General features: G+C 73.6%; 15 protein-coding genes. 7 read left to right on the top strand and 8 right to left on the bottom strand.

Annotated elements, in window-relative coordinates:
* Position 1: 1 nt before the first annotated feature.
* The 3 genes from murC to ACIDOF_RS30830 form a co-directional block, all read right to left on the bottom strand.
* A complete protein-coding gene (gene murC, locus ACIDOF_RS30840; RefSeq protein ID WP_409009455.1) occupies positions 2–1420 on the bottom strand; it encodes a UDP-N-acetylmuramate--L-alanine ligase in 1419 nt (472 codons plus the stop codon).
* Positions 1421–1617: 197 nt separating this feature from the next.
* On the bottom strand, positions 1618–2067 hold the full coding sequence (locus tag ACIDOF_RS30835; protein WP_409009454.1) for an indole-3-glycerol phosphate synthase: 450 nt from the start codon (positions 2065–2067) through the stop codon (positions 1618–1620).
* A gap of 180 nt (positions 2068–2247) precedes the next feature.
* Complete coding sequence (locus ACIDOF_RS30830; RefSeq protein ID WP_409009453.1) at positions 2248–3075, bottom strand: pyrimidine reductase family protein; 828 nt, start codon at positions 3073–3075, stop codon at positions 2248–2250.
* Positions 3076–3112: 37 nt separating this feature from the next.
* On the opposite strand from ACIDOF_RS30830, the gene zapE reads away from it, so the two are divergent.
* The 3 genes from zapE to ACIDOF_RS30815 all read left to right on the top strand — a co-directional run bounded on the left by zapE (position 3113) and on the right by ACIDOF_RS30815 (position 6802).
* Positions 3113–4228 (top strand): cell division protein ZapE, encoded by a 1116-nt coding sequence (gene zapE / locus ACIDOF_RS30825; protein WP_409009452.1) that lies wholly within the window; start codon positions 3113–3115, stop codon positions 4226–4228.
* Positions 4229–4414: 186 nt separating this feature from the next.
* Positions 4415–5803 carry an alkaline phosphatase PhoX gene (locus ACIDOF_RS30820; RefSeq protein ID WP_409009451.1) on the top strand — a complete coding sequence of 463 codons (1389 nt, stop codon included), beginning with the start codon at positions 4415–4417 and terminating at the stop codon, positions 5801–5803.
* Positions 5804–5935: 132 nt separating this feature from the next.
* Positions 5936–6802 carry a PPK2 family polyphosphate kinase gene (locus ACIDOF_RS30815; protein WP_409009450.1) on the top strand — a complete coding sequence of 289 codons (867 nt, stop codon included), beginning with the start codon at positions 5936–5938 and terminating at the stop codon, positions 6800–6802.
* A gap of 8 nt (positions 6803–6810) precedes the next feature.
* On the opposite strand, the gene aac(3) is transcribed toward ACIDOF_RS30815, so the two are convergent.
* Complete coding sequence (gene aac(3) / locus ACIDOF_RS30810; RefSeq protein WP_409009449.1) at positions 6811–7668, bottom strand: aminoglycoside 3-N-acetyltransferase; 858 nt, start codon at positions 7666–7668, stop codon at positions 6811–6813.
* A gap of 164 nt (positions 7669–7832) precedes the next feature.
* Here aac(3) and ACIDOF_RS30805 point away from each other — a divergent pair, with 164 nt between their 5' ends.
* Positions 7833–8711 (top strand): polysaccharide deacetylase family protein, encoded by an 879-nt coding sequence (locus tag ACIDOF_RS30805; protein WP_409009448.1) that lies wholly within the window; start codon positions 7833–7835, stop codon positions 8709–8711.
* A gap of 75 nt (positions 8712–8786) precedes the next feature.
* On the opposite strand, the gene ACIDOF_RS30800 is transcribed toward ACIDOF_RS30805, so the two are convergent.
* Genes ACIDOF_RS30800 through ACIDOF_RS30790 form a run of 3 tightly spaced genes read right to left on the bottom strand, consistent with a single transcriptional unit; the run spans position 8787 to position 11145 of the window.
* Positions 8787–9455: an ABC transporter gene (locus ACIDOF_RS30800; protein WP_409009447.1), complete on the bottom strand. Its 669-nt coding sequence runs from the start codon at positions 9453–9455 to the stop codon at positions 8787–8789.
* Positions 9452–10420, bottom strand: coding sequence for an ATP-binding cassette domain-containing protein (locus ACIDOF_RS30795; RefSeq protein ID WP_409009508.1), 969 nt, complete (start codon positions 10418–10420; stop codon positions 9452–9454). Before ACIDOF_RS30795 ends, ACIDOF_RS30800 begins: the two co-directional genes overlap by 4 nt.
* 47 nt (positions 10421–10467) lie before the next feature.
* Positions 10468–11145: an AIM24 family protein gene (locus ACIDOF_RS30790; RefSeq protein WP_409009446.1), complete on the bottom strand. Its 678-nt coding sequence runs from the start codon at positions 11143–11145 to the stop codon at positions 10468–10470.
* A gap of 148 nt (positions 11146–11293) precedes the next feature.
* Between ACIDOF_RS30790 and ACIDOF_RS30785 the strand changes: the two genes are divergently transcribed.
* Entirely contained in the window at positions 11294–12082 is a 789-nt protein-coding gene (locus ACIDOF_RS30785; protein ID WP_409009445.1) for a peptidyl-tRNA hydrolase, read from the top strand.
* Here ACIDOF_RS30785 and ACIDOF_RS30780 read toward each other — a convergent pair.
* Positions 12079–13080 (bottom strand): phosphotriesterase, encoded by a 1002-nt coding sequence (locus tag ACIDOF_RS30780; RefSeq protein ID WP_409009444.1) that lies wholly within the window; start codon positions 13078–13080, stop codon positions 12079–12081. The genes ACIDOF_RS30785 and ACIDOF_RS30780 overlap by 4 nt on opposite strands.
* Positions 13081–13299: 219 nt before the next feature.
* On the opposite strand from ACIDOF_RS30780, the gene ACIDOF_RS30775 reads away from it, so the two are divergent.
* Both ACIDOF_RS30775 and ACIDOF_RS30770 read left to right on the top strand, forming a co-directional pair.
* Entirely contained in the window at positions 13300–14037 is a 738-nt protein-coding gene (locus tag ACIDOF_RS30775; RefSeq protein WP_409009443.1) for a DUF4142 domain-containing protein, read from the top strand.
* Between the two features lie 211 nt (positions 14038–14248).
* The gene (locus ACIDOF_RS30770; RefSeq protein WP_409009507.1) at positions 14249–15817 is read left to right on the top strand and encodes a DUF692 domain-containing protein; all 1569 of its coding nucleotides are present in this window, start codon (positions 14249–14251) and stop codon (positions 15815–15817) included.
* The last annotated feature ends 5 nt before the right edge of the window (positions 15818–15822 follow it).

Raw genomic sequence — 15822 nt, 5'->3', positions numbered from 1 at the left:
TTCAGTTCGACTCGTTCGCGGCGTCCGACCCCTTCGACAGGCGGTCGAGGATCTTCGGGCCGAGGTCCGTGACGTCGCCCGCTCCCATGGTGAGAACGAGATCGCCGGGCCGTGCCATTCCCGCGACCAGGTCCGGGACGGCGTCCTTGGCGTGCTCGGGCGTGACGTCGGCGCCGGCCGAGCGGGCGGCGTCGATGATGAGCTCGCTGGTGATGCCGGGGATCGGGTCCTCGCGGGCCGGGTAGATGTCGAGGACCACGGACGCGTCGGCGAGCGCCAGGGCCTGGCCCATCTCGACGCCCAGCTCCTGGGTGCGGGAGAACAGGTGCGGCTGGAAGACGACGAGGATCCGGGAGTCCCCGGCGGCGCCGCGGATCGCCTCCAGGTCGGCGTTCATCTCGGTCGGGTGGTGCGCGTACGAGTCGATGACCTGGACGCCGGCGGCCTCACCCTTGAGCTGCAGGCGGCGCTTGACGCCGGTGTACTTGCCGAGCGCCGAGGCCAGGTTGTGCGCCGGGATGCCGAGGGCGACGCCGGCGGCGAGCGCGGCGACGGCGTTGTGCGCGTAGTGCCGGCCGGGGACCGAGACGGTGAAGGTGAGCAGCTTGCCGCCGAGGAGGACGGTGACCTCGCTGGTCAGACCGCGCGGGGTGATCTTCTGGATGCGGACGTCGGCGCCTTCGGACTCGCCGTACGTGACGACGTTCAGGTTCAGGTCGCGGACGCGGCGGGTGAGCTCGGCGGCGCCGGACTGGTCGGCGGCGACGACGAGGGTGCCACCGGGGACGATCTTCCCGGCGAACGTCTCGAAGGACTCGTAGATCTCGTCCATGGACGCGTAGTTGGCGTGGTGGTCGAGCTCCACGTTGAGGACGATGGCGACCTCGGGCGCGTACTTGTGGAAGCTGCGGTCCGATTCGTCGGCCTCGGCGACGAAGATCTCGCCCTCGCCGTGGTGGGCGTTGGAGCCGGGCGCGTCCAGGTCGCCGCCGATGGCGTACGAGGGGTCGAGGCCGAGGGCGGACAGCGAGACCGCGAGCATCGACGTGGTGGTGGTCTTGCCGTGCGTGCCGGCGACCGCGATCGGGCGCAGGCCGGTCATCAGGGAGGCGAGCGCGTCGGAGCGGTGCACCACCGGGATGCCGCGCTCGGCGGCCGCCGCCAGCTCCGGGTTGTCCTCGCGGATCGCGGAGGACACGACGACGGCGGTGGCGTCGGCGGCGAGGTGGGCGGCGTCGTGGCCGATGTGCACGGTCGCGCCGCGCTCGCGCAGCGCCTCGGCGGTCGCCGACTCACGCGCGTCGCTGCCCGCGACCTTGGCGCCGCGCTGCGCGAGGATCTTGGCGATGCCCGACATTCCGGCGCCGCCGATGCCGATGAAGTGCGGTCGGTCCATGGCGGGGGGCAGGCCGGGGGTCATGTACGTCTCCTGGGCGGGCTGGCTGTCCGGGGTCGGCCACCGGTCTCCCGGGGGCCGCGCCCCCGCGCCGGGTCGGGGGCAGGCCCAGCCTATTCGGTGTCCGCGCGGAGCCCTATTTCGCCGCGTACGCGAACCGGCGCCGCGTACGCGTCCACCCTCCTCTTCGGGCGCACTCGCGAAGCCCCCGAGGCCGGGCCCTACTCGCTGTGCGCGTAGAGCTTCAGCACCGGGACCCCCACCTTGTGCCGGGCCCTGGACGCCCAGTCGCGGTGGAAGAACTCCTCCACGTAGTGCGGGGCGGTCAGCACGATGACCTCGTCCGCGCCGGTCTCCTCGGAAACCGTCTTCAGGACGTCGATCGGATGGTCCTCGACGAGCCGGCCGACGGCCTCGCAGCCCGCCTCGCGCAGCGACTTCAGGGAGTGCTCGAGGCCGAGGCGGGCCGGGCCCGTGGCGTCCTCGCCCTCGGGTTCGTCGCCCTCGTGGACTGCGTCCTCGAGCTCGCCGAGGGCGACGTCGTCGAGGGCCCGAAGGAGGCGGTCCTGGTCGCCGCGGGGCTGCATGAGGACGACGAAGGAGACCGTCTCGTCGCCGTGCAACGTGGTGACGAACTCCACGTCCACCGGCGACAGGGACTTCTCGATCATCAAAACGCTCGTGAACGACACGGCGGGCGCCCTTCTCCATACGGGGGCTCGCGCCCCTGCGGAATCTGCGGAATCGATCCTGACCGGGTACCCGCGAGGAGTGCGCTCCCCGCGGGCACGACGGCTGCAAGTCCAGTGTGCCCAGCGGAAGCGAAACGGAACGGCTAATTCCGCCGAATGTCAGGACCTGCGATAGCGGGTGAACAAGAACCCGTCCTGTTCCAGCACAGAGGCGAGCGAGAACCGTTCAGGCAAGGTCATCCGCGGTCCCCCGGCGATCCGCCGGGCGTCGCCGGCCGCCAGCATCGGCGACACGGTCAGGCACAGCTCGTCGAGCACACCGGCCGCCACGAACTGCCCGAGCAGCGTCGGACCGCCCTCGGTGAGCAGCCGCCGGAACCCCTGCTCGGCGAGCACGTCGACGACCCGTCCGGGCTCCACGCCGCGCCCTTCTCCGGCGGTGAGGACCCGGGCGCCGGCCTTCTCCGCGGCGGCCTTGCGCTCGGCGGGGGCGGCCGCACCGGTCAGCACGAGGGTCGGCACGAGCGGCTCGGTGAACAGCGGAAGCGAGAAGTCCAGGTCGAGGCTCGCGCTGATCACGGCGACGGCCGGAGCGGGCTCCTGCCCGGCCGCCGCACGCCGGGCGGCGAAGGCCTCCCGCGCGCGGGCCGGCCGGTACCCCTCCTGGCGTACGGTCTCCGCGCCCGCCACGATCACGTCGGCGAGGCCCCGCAGGGTGCCGAAGATCCGCATGTCGGAGGGGCTGGAGATGGGCTGCGAGCGGCCGTCGTGCATGGCGGCGCCGTCGAGCGTGGAGACCATGTTGGCCCGCAGCACGGGCCGGTCGGACTCGGGGTAGGCGTACCAGTCGGCCAGCTCGTCGAGGCTCCACTCACGGTCGACGCCGAGGTCCGCGCCGGGGCGGGGCGCCGCGTGGGCGTCGGCGGCGGGGGCGGCCTCGGGGCCCCCTGCCGGTGTCTGGTCGGTCACAGGGAACAGGCTGCGCATGTCCCGCAGTCTCGCACGGCGCTTAAAGTGAGGAGTTGTGTCGTCCTCCCCTGCCTCCTCCGCCTCCCCCGCCGGTACGAGCCCGATAGCGGACCCGTCCCCGCTGTCGCTCTGTGCCCGCGAGCCGCACGTCCCCGCCGACCGTCTGGTCGCCGAGATGGTGCCGCCGCCGCGCTTCCAGTCGGCCCGCTTCGAGACGTACGTCCCCGACCCCGGCCAGCCCAGCCAGGCCGAGGCCGTGAACGTGCTGAGCGGCTTCGCGGGGACGCTCGGCGGGGCGCACGCCAGCGGCTCCGGCAAGCGCCGCTGGTTCTCCCGCAAGGCCGAGGCCAAGCCGGCCGGTCCGCGCGGCGTGTACCTGGACGGCGGGTACGGCGTGGGCAAGACGCACCTGCTCGCCTCGCTCTGGCACGCCACCCCGGCCGAGCCCGCGCTCAAGGCGTTCGGCACGTTCGTGGAGCTGACCAACCTGGTCGGCGCCCTCGGCTTCCAGCAGACCGTGCAGACCCTCTCCGGTCACCGGCTGCTCTGCATCGACGAGTTCGAGCTGGACGACCCGGGCGACACGGTGCTCGTCTCCACCCTGCTCGGCAAGCTCGTGGACGCGGGCGTGGCCCTGGCCGCCACGTCCAACACGCTGCCCGGCAAGCTCGGCGAGGGCCGGTTCGCGGCGGCCGACTTCATGCGCGAGATCCAGGGCCTGTCGGCGCACTTCCGCGCCCTGCGCATCGACGGCGAGGACTACCGTCACCGCGGCCTGCCCGAGGCCCCTCCGCCGTACAGCGACGAGCGCGTCACGAAGGTCGCGTACGCCACCGAGGGCGCCTCGCTCGACGACTTCCCGCACCTGCTCGACCACCTCGCGAAGGTCCACCCGAGCCGGTACGGGGCGCTGACCGACGGCCTGCGCGCGGTGTGCCTGACCGGGGTGACGCCGGTGCCCGACCAGTCGACGGCGCTGCGGCTCGTGGTCCTGGCCGACCGGCTCTACGACCGCGAGGTGCCGGTCGTCGCGTCCGGGCTGCCCTTCGACCGGCTGTTCAGCGAGGAGATGCTGAAGGGCGGGTACCGCAAGAAGTACTTCCGCGCGATCTCCCGCCTCACGGCCCTCGCCCGCGACTCCCGCAAGATCCCGGGCGCACAGGAAGGCTGAGGCCCGCAAGATCCGGGGCGGGCGGGGAAGCCGGCCCCGGATCACGGGCCCGGAGCAGGGGCCGCGGAGGTCCGCGGGCGGGGACGGACACGAAAATCCGCCTCTACGCGCGTGGTTCCCGGAGCGGCAGCTGCGTGGTACACACAGCGGGTCGTATTTCCTGTCCGCCAGCAGGGAGTTGCCCGTATGTCAGAAACACGACAGTCCGAACGCCCCACCGCGACCAGACGCCAAGTCCTCGCCGGGACCGGTGCGTTGGGAGTCGGGATCGCATTCACCGGGGCCGTGTCGGAACTCTTCGCCGGTACGGCCGCCGCGCACGGCCGGGCCGGCTACGGGCCGCTCGTGCCCGACCCGGACGGCCTTCTGGATCTGCCGAAAGGGTTCCGCTACAAGGTTCTCTCCCGCGAGGGCGACGCGCTCCGCTCGGGCGAGGGCAAGGTGCCCAGCAACCACGACGGCATGGCCGCCTTCCGGGGCCGCGCCGGCGGCACCAACCTGGTCCGCAACCACGAGAACCGGGTCACCGCGAAGATCGGCGTGCCCACGGTCCCGGGCCTGACGTACGACCCGGCCGCGAAGGGCGGCTGCACCCGGATCGCGCTCGACGCGCGGAACAACGTGACGGACGAGCGCGTCGCCATCGCCGGTACGGCGGTCAACTGCGCGGGCGGGCCCACCCCTTGGGGCACCTGGCTCACCTGCGAGGAGACCGAAGACAAGGCCGGCACCAACGGCTACACCAAGGACCACGGCTTCATCTTCGAGGTCGACCCGGTCGACCCGCGCCGCACCGGGGCCATCCCGCTGACCGCGATGGGGCGCTTCCAGCACGAGGCGATCGCCGTCGACCCGGGCCGCGGCGTCGTCTACGAGACCGAGGACGCCTTCGAGAAGCCCTTCGGCCTCTTCTACCGCTTCCTGCCCAACAAGCCCGACGGCGGCCGCGGTTCCCTGCTCGGCGGCGGCAAGCTGCAGGCCATGCGGGTGCCGGGGGTCCCGGACCTGTCCCGGATCCAGGAGACCGGCGCCCGCTTCGACAACATCGAGTGGGTCGACGTACCCGACCCGCTGGCCGTGCAGACGCCCATCCGGCACCAGGACTTCGGGCCGAAGGGCATCACGCACGCCCAGAAGCTGGAGGGCTGCTACTGGGGCGGCAAGTGCGTGTACTTCGTGTCCAGCTACGCGAAGAGCGCGGAGGGCTCGGCCGCCGACCACTACGGCCAGATCTGGCGGTACGACCCGTCGGCGCGCAGCCTCACCCTCGTCATCGTCTTCGGCCCCGACACCGACCTGCAGCTGCCCGGCGAGGAGCCGGACAACATCTGCCTCGCACCCAGCGGCGGCCTGATGATCTGCGAGGACGGCGAGGGCGCCCAGCACGTCTTCGGCCTCACCCGCGGCGGCGAGGTCTACGCGATGGCGCGCGGCCGGCAGAACATCGGCACGCCCGAGGAGCCCGAGTGGGGCGAGTTCGCGGGCGTCACGTTCTCCCCCGACCAGGACACGATGTACGTGAACTGCTACACGCCGGGCACGACGTTCGCCGTGACCGGCCCCTGGCACAGCTGACCGCCTGCCCGCACGGCCCGCGGCCACGACGGCCCCGCCTCCGCCCCCTTCCCGGGGGCGGGCGCGGGGCCGTCCGCGGTCGCGGTGCCCGCCCGCGCGGAGCAGGATCAGGGGAGGCGGAAGGGGTGCGCGATGCCGAAGAAGAAGGCGAAGGGCGAGCCGAGCCTCGGTGACCTGTTGCGCGTCCCCGAGGGCGAGCGGGTGGACCTCTCCGCGTACGACAGCCGCGCGAAGCCCGGCGCTCCCGACGGCAAGAAGGCGGGCACCGAGGCGACGGCCCGGATGGCCGCGGTCCTGTCCGACCTGCAGGAACGGCTGTTCGCGGCCAGCACCGGCGGCGACCGGCGGCGGCTGCTCCTCGTCCTGCAGGGCATGGACACCTCCGGCAAGGGCGGCACGGTCAAGCACGTCATCGGTCTGTTCAACCCGTCCGGCTGCCGTATCAAGGCCTTCAAGGCGCCGACGGCGGAGGAGCGGGGCCATCCGTTCCTGTGGCGCATCGCGCAGGCCCTGCCGCAGCCCGGCGAGATCGGCATCTTCGACCGCTCGCACTACGAGGACGTGCTGATCGCCCGCGTCCGCGAACTCGCCCCCCGCCCTCAGCTCGGCCGCCGCTACGGCCAGATCAACCGCTTCGAGAAGAACCTCGTCGAGGACGGTGTGACGGTGGTGAAGTGCTTTCTGCACATCGGGTACGAGGAGCAGCGCCGCCGGCTCCTGCGGCGCCTGGACCGCCCGGACAAGCAGTGGAAGTTCGACCCGTCCGACATCGCCGAGCGCACGCGCTGGCCCGCGTACCAGGAGGCGTACGAACTGGTCCTGGAACGCTGCTCGACGGCCTGGGCGCCCTGGTACGTGGTGCCCGCCGACCGCAAGTGGTACCGGAACTGGGCGGTCAGCACGCTGCTCAAGGAGCATCTGGAAGCGCTCGATCCGCAGTACCCGGAGGCGGAGTTCGACGTGGCGGCGTGCCGGGAGCGGCTGCTCGACGGAACGTGAGCCGGCCGTCAGCCGCCGCCCCCGCCGAGTTCCCGCTCGATCCACTCCACCCCGAACTCCACGACCCGGCGGGCCTCGAAGAGGTGGCTCTCGGCCGCGCCGACCCTGCCGGTCCTGCCGTGGCCGGCGGCGAGCAGGGCGCGGGTGATGGTCTCGAAGGCGTCCTCGCCGTCGGGCACCACGGGCGTGTAGTCGAAGGCTCCGTTCTCCGAGTCGATGTCGGTGAACCGCCTCCACACCCGCCGCCCGTCCTCCAGGACCGGCTGTTCGTACGTGACGTACCGCTTGCCCGGGGCCTGGGCGAGGGCCTCGGCGTGGTGGAGGAGGGTGAGGGTGTCGAGGGGTGCGCCGAGGAGGAGGACGCGGCCGTCGCGGGCGGTGAGGCGGGCGAGGGGGCTGTCCGGTCCGTGCGGGTGGTCCCACGGGTGGTCGGCGGTGAGCTCGGCGGCGGCCGGGCCGAGGGCGGCGAAGCTCGCGTCCGGGTGGCGGCTGCGGAGGGCTCCGGGGGTGCGGCGCAGCGCTTCCGGGAGGCGGCCGTTGGCGTGGTCGCAGTCGCTGAACTCCGGGTCGTAGGCGGGGTGTTCGGCGCGTACGGCGTCCTGCCAGGGGCGCGGCCAGGTGTCGAAGTCGTACGGCGGGGCGTCGTTCCAGCCGCAGGTGACCATGAGGGTGCCGGTGGGGCCGACGGTGTCGCGGAGGGCGTCGACGAGGGTGGCGGCGCCGCCCGCGACATAGCCGATGGCGGACATCCGGGTGTGGAACATGACGGTGTCGCCGGGGGTGAGCCCGAGTGCGGTCAGGTCGCGGCGCAGACGGCTACGGGTGACGGGCCCGCCGGACCGGTCGAGCAGCGCGCGTTCGTCCATGGGCGGTGGGCCTTCCGGGGTCAGTCGATGGCGGTGGGAACCATGGTGGCAGTCGGTGGGGGTGAGGGGCCGTCACACGGGCTGTGGGTACCGCCCGTACGGACCGCCCGGACGGCTCGGCCCGGCTGGGCGATTTATCCGATTTGCAGCGTTATCGTCGCCGGGTGATCGCTCCCGTACGAAGACTCGCCGCCCTCTGCGTCCTCGGCGCCGTCGTCACCGGCTGCGGTGCCGGATCCTCCGGCGGCACCGGCCGCACGTCCGCCCCCGACCCGGCCCGGGCCTCCGCTTCCGCCTCTCCCGGCCGTTCCGCCGCCGCACGTCCGCCCACGCTCGCGCCCGGGCCCGCGGGGCTCGCGCCGGTGTTCAAGAACGGGAAGCGGAACGCCGGTTCGGCCCACGGCAAGACCGTCGCGCTGACCTTCGACGCCGACATGACCGCCGACCAGGGCCCGCGCGCCGCCTCCGGCGAACGGTTCGACAACCCGGCGCTGCTCGCGACGCTGCGCCGCCTGAAGGTGCCGTCGACGGTGTTCATGACCGGGCGTTGGGCCGAGGAGTACCCGGACCAGGCCAGGTCGATCGGCTCGGACCCGCTGTTCGAGGTGGCCAACCACTCGTACAGCCACTACGCGTTCACCTCGCGCTGCTACGGGCTGCCGACGGTCGCGCCGCGGAAGATGCGGGCGGATGTGGAGCGGGCGTACGCGGCGTTCCGGAAGGTCGGGATCAAGAACGCGATGCCGTACTTCCGCTTCCCCGGCGGGTGTTACGACCGTACGGCCCTGCGGAACGTCGCGCGGGCGGGCGTGACGGCGGTGCAGTGGGACGTCGTCAGCGGCGACGCGTTCGCCACGGACGCGGACGCGGTGGCGGACGAGGTGCTGCGGAGAGTGCGGCCCGGTTCGGTGGTCGTCATGCACTGCACGCGGAGCGCGGCGCCGACGACGGAACGCGCGGTCCGGAAGGTCGTGCCGGAGTTGCGGAAGAGGGGGTACCGGTTCGTGCGGGTGTCGGAGTTGATCGGGGGGACGGGGAGCTAGGCCCTGTGGTCGTGTCCGCGGCGAAGCCGCTGATGTCACCGCTGATGTCACAGCCCCGCGCCCCTGCCGGGCCCCTCACGTGCGTCGTGACGTCAGCGCGCAGGCCGTTGCCGCAGCTCCCGCCGCCGCCAGCACCGCAAGGGCGAAGGGGACGAGCAGGACCGGGACCGTGCCCGTGCGGGAAGCCGTGATCAGGGACCACACCACCTCCCGCGCGGGCGAGCCCGCCGTCACCACCGCGAGGAGCGCGAGCAGCGCCGTCAGCCCCACCGACCAGCCGGGGCTGCGCAGCAGCGGCCAGGTGCAGAGCGTGCCGACGGCCGTGCCGACCAGTGCGCACACGCCCACCGCGAGCGCCGCCGCCCCGATCATCGGCAGCGGCTCGACCCGTACCTGGTGGCTCGTGTTCCACCAGCCGCTGATCGCCACCACCACCGCGCTCCCCGCCGCCCCGAGCGCCACCGCACCGGTCGACGCCGTGAGCAGCGCGGCGAGATGCGTGCGGGCCGGACTCGTCGCGGCGGCCGTGACATGGCGGGCCGCGGGCGGTTCCTGTGTGGCGCAGATGCGGGCCAGCCAGGCGGCGACGGGCAGCAGCGCGGCGTCGGCGTACCCCAGCGAGTCGAGCACCGGGTCGCCGGCCTGCGCGCCGACGGCGACCAGCGCCGCGTAGACGAGCACGGGCGGCAGCCAGCGCTGGGAGCGGAGCAGGAGCGCCGAGTGGTAGCGCAGCAGGGCGGTCATCGGGGGTACGGGTCCTCGGTGCGCGGGCGGGGGTACGGGTCCTCGGTGCGCGGATCGGGGTGGGGCGAAGCGGGGCTTGGTTCGGGCGACGCCCCGGGCCCCCGTTCGTGCCCCCGTTCGGGCTCCGGTTCGGGGTGCCGTTCCGGCCGGCGTACCGAGCGGATGTGCCAGGGCGGGTCCGCGTGCAGCAGCGCCCGCAGGACGGTGTCCGAGTGTGCGGGCGTGGTCGTGATGCGGGCCGTGCCCGTCGCGTCGGCCTCGGCGCGCGTGCCGTCGGGGAGGCCTGCGGGCAGGGGCGTGCCCGCGCGGGCGTGGGCGACGACCGTGACCCGCGCCGTCGGCTCCGCGGGCCGGGCCGTGTCGGGGACGAGGGCCGTGCCGTCGACCCGGTGGGCCGCGTCGACCGCGCCCGCGAGGCGCCGCGGATCGTGGTCGACGTACACGACCGCCGTACCGCCGGACGTCAACTCGCCCACCGCGAGGTCGAGTTCGGCGCGGGCCGCGGTGTCGAGGCCGGTCCAGGCCTCGTCCAGGACGAGCAACTCCGGCTCGGCGAGCAGGGCCTGGGCGACGGCGACCTTCTGGCTGGTGCCCTTGGACAGCTCGCGCAGCGGCGTGCCCGCGTGCCCGTTCGCGCCGAAGCGCTCCAGCCACGCCCGCGCGCGGGCGGTGGCGACGGGCGCGCGCAGGCCGTGCACGCGCCCCAGGTGCGTGAGGTAGCCGAGCGCCGTGAACGGCAGGGCGGACGGGAAGCGTTCCGGTACGTACGCGGTGCGCGGTCGGCCCTCGACGCGGCCCTCGCTGGGCGCGTCGATCCCGGCGAGGAGCCGCAGCAGCGTCGACTTGCCGCTGCCGTTGGCCCCGGAGATCCGCAGCAGCGCCCCTGGCGGCACGTCCAGGTCGACGCCGCGCAGCACCCAGGGGCCGGCCGGTCCGTAGCGCCGGCCGACCCCGGTGAGGCGCATCGCGGCCGTACGCGTACGCGCGGTACGGGCCCGGTGCACGTCGGCGGTCAGTTCTGGCCGGGCTTGTGCGGGAGGGCCTCGCTGGGGCGCACGATCACGAATCCGTCGCCCTGCAGCATGAGTTGGACGGCCTCGCCGGAGCCGCCGCGGATCATCGAGCCGAAGCTCTGCGAGCGGTGCAGCGAGGTGTGCAGCTGGGAACTCCAGCCGACGACGGCGTCCGTGTCCACGTACACCGGGGCCTGCTGGCCGACGGGGATGACGATCGGGTCGCCCTCGCAGATCACGGCGAGCTTGCCCTGACCGGTGAAGACGCTGTTGAACAGGCCGCCGCCGGCCATGCCCGCGCCCTTCACGGTCTGGATGTCGTACGACAGGGTCGGGTCGAAGCAGAGGACGTTGCGGCCGTTGATGGTGAGGGAGTCGCCCGGGTCGATGTCGACGATGAAGCAGTTCGCCGCCTCCTGCGCGAACCACGCCTCGCCCTGGCCGCGCACCGCCATCAGCGCGAGGCCCTCACCGGTGACGGCCCGCTTGAGCATGCCGCCGACGCCCTGACCCTTGCGCTCGAACTGCAGGTTGCCGCGGAAGGCGATCATGGAGCCCTGGCGGGCGTACATCTCGCCGTTCACCACGTACTTGACGGACTTCGAGTTCTGCAGGCTCATGCCCGGCGCCGTGGCGGGCTGTGCCATGTTCTGCGACGCGAACAGTTCGCTCTTCATTCGTACCCCCGGTGCTGCTGTGCTGCCGCCGTCGTCCCGGCCTCCCCGGCCGGGCGCGCCCTCCCTGGTCCGGAGGGCTGCGACGACTCTATCGGGGGCGCGGCTCCCGGCGGGAGGGCTGTCGGCGCGCGCTGGCACACTGGACGGGGTGAGCAGCCTGAAGACGCCGAACCCCTCCGCCGAGCCCGCGCCCGAGTCCCGCGACTCCGGCGACGCCCGTGACTCCCGTGACGAGGCGCCGCAGTTCGTCCTTCCCCTCGTCGTGCACGTCGAGAAGAGCGCGCCGCCCGCGCGCACCGACGCCCTGGAGACCGCGGCCCGTGCCGTCCTGACCCTCCTCGCCGACGAGCGCGCCCTCGGCGAGGGCGAGTGGGCCGAGGCCGTGCGCGACTGGCAGGACGCCCGCATCCGCAAGGTCGTACGGCGGGCGCGCGGCGCCGAGTGGCGGCGGGCGGAAGCGCTGCCGGGGATCACGGTGACCGGCGCGACGGCGGACACGGGCGCGGAGACGGACACGGGCGCGGGGACGGGCACGGGCGCGGAGGTCCGGGTCTACCCGCCGGTGCCGCTCGACGGCTGGCCCAAGGACCTGGCCCGCCTCCAGGTGTCCGGCACGGACCTCGACGACCCGCAGCCGCCGCCCGCGCCCGAGCCGGGCCTGCCGGTGCTGTGGCTCAGCCCGGACCTCGACATGTCGGCGGGCAAGGCGATGGCCCAGGCGGGGCACGGCGCCCAACTCGCCTGGTGGGAACTGTCGGACGAGCAGCGCGAGCAGTGGCGTGCGGCCGGTTTCCCGCTCGCGGTCCGCACGGCCGCCCCGGACCGCTGGCGCGAACTGGTCGCGAGCGGACTGCCGGTCGTACGGGACGCGGGCTTCACGGAGATCGCCCCGGGCTCCTGCACGGTGGTGGCCGACCACCCGGGGCTGGCCCGCTAGCTGCCGCTCCGGAGTTCGACGGCGCCCTCGAAGAACCGTCGCGGCACCTCCCGCAGCATCACGTCGAAGACGTCCCGCCCCACGCCCCGCCCCTCCGCGTACGGGATGACGTCCTCGAAGAGGTGGGTGTAGTGCCACTGCGGGAGGAGGGCGAGGACCGCGGGGTCGAGCCAGTCGATGTAGCAGGACGCGTCCTGGGAGAGGACCATGCGGTCGGTGCAGCCGCGGCGGACCAGTTCGATCAGCGTGTCCGCGCGCTCCGCGAACGTGACGTCGAGGTTGATGCCGAAGCGGTCCATGCCGAGGACGAAACCGGCGTCGGCGAGCTCCTCCAGGTGGTCGCAGTCCGTTGTGTCGCCGCTGTGGCCGAGGACGATCCGCCCCGGGTCGACGCCCTCCTCCGCGCACATCACCCGCCGTACGTCCCGACCGGTGTGCGAGCCCGGGTGGGTGTGCACCGTGATCGGCACGCCCGTCTCCAGGTGCGCCCGCGCCACCGCGCGCATCACCCGCTCGACGCCCGGCGTCAGCCCCTTCTCGTCGATCGCGCACTTCAGCATCCCGGCCCGCACTCCCGTGCCCGCGATCCCGTCCCGGATGTCGCCGACGAACATGTCGACCATCGGATCCGGCACCGCCGTGCCCAGCGCCTCGTCGAGCGCGGGCCCGCGGTGGTGGAAGTAGAACGGGACGTCGTCGTACGTGTAGACGCCCGTGGCCACGACGATGTTCAGCGGGGTCGACTCGGCGATCCGCTGCACGCGGGGGATGTAGCGGCCGAGCCCGATCACGGTGGGGTCGACGATCGTGCGCACCCCGGCGTCGTACGCGCGCTGCAGCCGCTCGACGGCGTCGGCGACCCGGGCGTCCTCGGAGCCCCACTCCTCGGGGTGGTTGGCCTGGACGTCGGCGGTGAGCACGAAGAGGTGCTCATGCATCAGCGTCACTCCGAGAGCACTGCTCTCGACCGGGCCGCGGACGGTCTGGACCTGTGTCATCGGGGTTCCTCTCCGGAAGAGCCGATCAAGGCCGCCCCAACCTCCGCCCGTACGCACGGTGCGTCAACCCGGGCCGCACGGTGAGTCGCGTCACTCCCCCGCGAGCAGCCCCGCCCTCCTCAACTTCCTTCTTCCGCACGGATGTTGAACGCGCCCACGATGCGCTACGTATGCCTTCGCAGACCCGTACGCGTCCGGCCGCCCCGGGAGGCGAGGCACTTGTTCCGACGCATCAACGGCACGGTCCTGATCATCACCGCCCTCGTCGCGACCCTCGGCGCGCTGGCCTTCCCCGTCTGGTCGTACGGCGACCGCTCCGGGACCGGGCAGGCGAACCTGGACGCGTCCAGCGTCGCCACCCGGTGGGGGCCGCTGTCGGCGACCGACCGGGACTTCGTCGTGAAGGTCAGGCTCGCCGGGCTCTGGGAACTCCCGGCCGGTCAGCAGGCCGTCGACCGCGCGCCGAGCGAGGCGGTCAAGGCGGCCGGCGACCATCTCGTCGTCGGGCACACCGACCTCGACCGGCGCGTGCGCGACGTCGCCGCCCAGCTCGGCCTCGAACTGCCGAACCAGCCCAACGAGCAACAGCAGGGCTGGCTGGACGAGTTGACGGCGGCCAGCGGCGAGACGTACCAGCGGAAGTTCGCGAACCTGCTGCGCGCCGCGCACGGCAAGGTGTTCTCGCTGATCGCGCAGGTGCGGCACACCACCCGCAACAGCCTGGTCCGGCAGCTCGCGAGCGACGCCAACCAGACCGTGCTCGACCACATCACGATGCTGGAGGCCACCGGGCTCGTGGACTTCGACGCCCTCGCCGCCGAAGCCGCCGCCCAGGCCACCGCGAGCCCGACCGGACCGCCGCCGCCCTCGGGCCCGCTGCCCGCCGATCCGGTGCCGGCGACGCCGAGCGGCGACCAGTCGTTCACGTCCCGGCCGAAGCCGCGCACAGGCACCTGAAACCTCAAATCAACCTCTGAACGTCCCTGCCAGTGGGTTCGGCGGCGAACGCCGGGGCCATGACACCTGCACGCACAGTGTGGTGCCGAGACACAGCCGTGCGGCGAAGGAGGGGGACATGCAGCAGACAGCACACCGGGAGCACCGGGGACAGGCTCCGCACCGGGGGCAGGCTCCGCGCCTGGGACAGGTGCCGCACCTGGGCACCGGCATGGGCTGGCGCCCGGAGATCGCCGAGGCCGTGGAGCGGATGCCGGGGCTCGACTGGGTCGAGGTCGTCGCCGAGAACGTGTGCCCCGGCCACATCCCCGACTCCCTGCTCCGGCTGCGCGAGCGCGGCGTCACCGTCGTACCGCACGGCGTCGCCCTCGGCATCGGCGGCGCCGAACGGCCCGACCCGGAGCGGCTCACCGCGCTCGCCGAGCGGGCCGAGGCACTGGGTTCGCCGCTGGTCACCGAGCACATCGCGTTCGTCCGCGCGGGCGGCGCCCTGACCGCGTCGCCGCGCCTGGAGGCCGGGCACCTGCTGCCCGTGCCGCGCACCAAGGACTCCCTGGACGTGCTGTGCGAGCACGTCCGCATCGCCCAGGACGCGCTGCCGGTGCCGCTCGCGCTTGAGAACATCGCCGCCCTCATCTCCTGGCCGGGCGAGGAGATGACGGAGGGGCAGTTCCTGTACGACCTGGTGGACCGGACCGGCGTACGCCTGCTCATCGACGTCGCCAACCTGCACACCAACCATGTCAACCGCGGCGAGGACCCGTGCGCGGCCCTCGACGAGCTGCCGGTGGAGGCGATCGCGTACGTGCATGTGGCGGGCGGCTTCGAGCGGGACGGGGTGTGGCACGACAGCCACGCCCACCCGGTCACGCAGCCCGTCCTCGACGTCCTCGCCGAACTCGCCTCGCGCGTCAGCCCGCCCGGTGTGCTCCTGGAGCGGGACGAGAACTTCCCGGCGCCCGAGGAGCTGGAGGAGGAGCTGCAGGCGATCCGCCGCACCGTCGCGTCCGCCGCCGCCCGCCTGGACGTTCCGGGCACGGCCCGCCTGGACGTTCCGGGCACGGCCCGCCTGGACGTTCCGGGCACCGCGGCGGAGCGTACGGCCGAGGTGACCGAGCCTTGCACCGGTGCCTCCGCCCCGGAACCGGCCGCCACTGCCGCCCCTGCCCCTGCCACAGCCACAGCCACTGCCACAGCCACTGCCACTGCCACTGCCACTCCCGCCGAGCGCGTCACGGTCGCCCGCCCGTCCGGCGCGCCGCTGACCTGCGGCACTCGCGAGGGGACTGCGGACGCGGAGCAGGGGCCGTACGAGGGGGCGGAGCCCCGAGCCGCCGCCCCCGAAGCCGAAGCGAACCCCTCCGCCCCCGCCCGCCAGCGGCTCGCGCTCGCTCAGGCCGCGCTGCTGTCCGCGCTCGTCGCCGGGACGCCCGCGCCCGAGGGGTTCGACCGGCAGCGGCTCGCCGTGCAGAGCCGCGCGCTCACCGGCAAGCGGGCCGACGTGGTCGCGAAGGTCGCGCCCGAACTCCCCCGGATCCTCGGCGACTCGTACCGCCGCAGCTTCTTCGCGTACGCCGCGACGCGCCCCATGACCGGCGGCTACCGGCGCGACGCCCTCGACTTCGCCGAGCATCTGCTGCTCGAAGGCGGGCCCGAAGGGGCCGACGCCCGGCGGGAGTTGAGCGACTGGTGGCTGGCGCGCTCCGGCCCGGCCCCGGTCTCCGCCCACCCGGTGGCCCGCCTCGTCCGCCGGGCCCGCTACGCCCTGACCGGACGGTGAGAACC

The sequence above is a fragment of the Streptomyces sp. Da 82-17 genome (assembly GCF_046098215.1).
Taxonomy (GTDB): domain Bacteria; phylum Actinomycetota; class Actinomycetes; order Streptomycetales; family Streptomycetaceae; genus Streptomyces.
The sequence above is the reverse complement of the archived record's forward strand: the minus strand, read 5'-3'. Positions and strand labels throughout refer to the sequence as shown.

What these genes read in the sequence shown, in the direction of transcription:
- murC (WP_409009455.1), bottom strand. Translation starts at nt 1,420, where the DNA reads ATGACCCCCGGCCTGCCCCCCGCCATGGACCGACCGCACTTCATCGGC.
- ACIDOF_RS30815 (WP_409009450.1), top strand. Translation starts at nt 5,936, where the DNA reads ATGCCGAAGAAGAAGGCGAAGGGCGAGCCGAGCCTCGGTGACCTGTTG.
- ACIDOF_RS30790 (WP_409009446.1), bottom strand. Translation starts at nt 11,145, where the DNA reads ATGAAGAGCGAACTGTTCGCGTCGCAGAACATGGCACAGCCCGCCACG.
- ACIDOF_RS30835 (WP_409009454.1), bottom strand. Translation starts at nt 2,067, where the DNA reads ATGATCGAGAAGTCCCTGTCGCCGGTGGACGTGGAGTTCGTCACCACG.
- ACIDOF_RS30795 (WP_409009508.1), bottom strand. Translation starts at nt 10,420, where the DNA reads ATGCGCCTCACCGGGGTCGGCCGGCGCTACGGACCGGCCGGCCCCTGG.
- ACIDOF_RS30830 (WP_409009453.1), bottom strand. Translation starts at nt 3,075, where the DNA reads ATGCGCAGCCTGTTCCCTGTGACCGACCAGACACCGGCAGGGGGCCCC.
- ACIDOF_RS30780 (WP_409009444.1), bottom strand. Translation starts at nt 13,080, where the DNA reads ATGACACAGGTCCAGACCGTCCGCGGCCCGGTCGAGAGCAGTGCTCTC.
- ACIDOF_RS30820 (WP_409009451.1), top strand. Translation starts at nt 4,415, where the DNA reads ATGTCAGAAACACGACAGTCCGAACGCCCCACCGCGACCAGACGCCAA.
- ACIDOF_RS30770 (WP_409009507.1), top strand. Translation starts at nt 14,249, where the DNA reads ATGGGCTGGCGCCCGGAGATCGCCGAGGCCGTGGAGCGGATGCCGGGG.
- ACIDOF_RS30800 (WP_409009447.1), bottom strand. Translation starts at nt 9,455, where the DNA reads ATGACCGCCCTGCTGCGCTACCACTCGGCGCTCCTGCTCCGCTCCCAG.